This window comes from Pseudomonas endophytica (assembly GCF_001411475.1).
Taxonomy (GTDB): Bacteria; Pseudomonadota; Gammaproteobacteria; order Pseudomonadales; family Pseudomonadaceae; genus Aquipseudomonas; species Aquipseudomonas endophytica.
Map to the genome: position 1 here is coordinate 1 of NZ_LLWH01000152.1, position 957 is coordinate 957.

Genomic DNA, 957 nt, shown 5'->3' on the forward strand with positions numbered 1-957 from the left:
GGCCGAGTAAATACGAGACCATAAAGCTCAGGTCGAAATACAAAAAGGCCGCGAACAGAGTCGGGGTATGGCCGGATTTCCAGAAGCTTGAATTCATCGCGCACCTCAACGGTTAAACGTTTTTTAGGAGTCATGAGCTAGCGATGGAGCGCCTTAACGGCCGCACCACCGACCCCGTTCACGGGGGCCAAAACAAAAAAACGCCGCTACCGGATCCGTTAAATACGCATCAGGGGAGCGACGTCTTTGTCGTAGGTGGGGCAACCGCCGTTGGTTACCGGTAGTGATGACTAAGCTAAATGTGTGCCAACAGTTGCAACGCGCGCCGACGCGTAGCGGCGGCCCAGGATAGGGGAGGCGTTAGTTGAGTAATTCGCTCATGGCGATGATCTGTTCGGCCACTTGGATGAGCTTCTGCTGGCGGCTCATGGCTTGGCGGCGCATTAAGGTGTACGCCTCTTCCTCGTTGCACGCTTTCATCTTCATCAGCAAGCCCTTGGCCAGCTCAATGCGCTTGCGCTCGGCCAGTTGCAGGTCGCGGGCGTGCAGTTGGGCGCGCAGGGCTTGATCGCTTTCAAAACGGGCCATGGCCACGTCCAGAATCGGTTGCAGACGCTGGGCGTGAATGCCTTCGACGATGTAGGCGCTGACCCCGGACTTGATCGCTTGGCGCATCACGCCGGGGTCGTGTTCGTCGGTAAACATGACGATGGGCCGTGGCTGATCGCGGGACACCAGCACCACTTGCTCCATCACATCGCGGCTGGGCGACTCGGTATCAATCAGAATCACGTCCGGGCGCACCGTTTCGACGCGCTCCGGCAGGTCGATGGTCAACCCTGATTCATCGATCACCTCAAACCCAGCTTCCATCAGCGCGGCTTTAAGGCGTCCGACTTTCTTCGCGGTGTCGTTGATCAGCAGGATGCGCAACATAAGGCAGACTCCTGTCAGCGG

2 protein-coding genes are annotated in these 957 nt (G+C 58.1%); both read right to left on the reverse strand.

The features are described 5' to 3' along the window. Nucleotides 1–97: hypothetical protein (locus AQS70_RS24045; RefSeq protein ID WP_241492825.1), on the reverse strand; the 97-nt coding region annotated here is incomplete at its 3' end. Nucleotides 98–360: 263 nt separating this feature from the next. Further along, nucleotides 361–936, reverse strand: coding sequence for an ANTAR domain-containing response regulator (locus AQS70_RS10315; protein WP_055102686.1), 576 nt, complete (start codon nt 934–936; stop codon nt 361–363). Between the last annotated feature and the right edge of the window lie 21 nt (nt 937–957).

Bases quoted from the DNA above. Each gene is read 5' to 3' on its own strand.
- AQS70_RS10315 (WP_055102686.1), bottom strand. From the start codon at position 936: ATGTTGCGCATCCTGCTGATCAACGACACCGCGAAGAAAGTCGGACGC.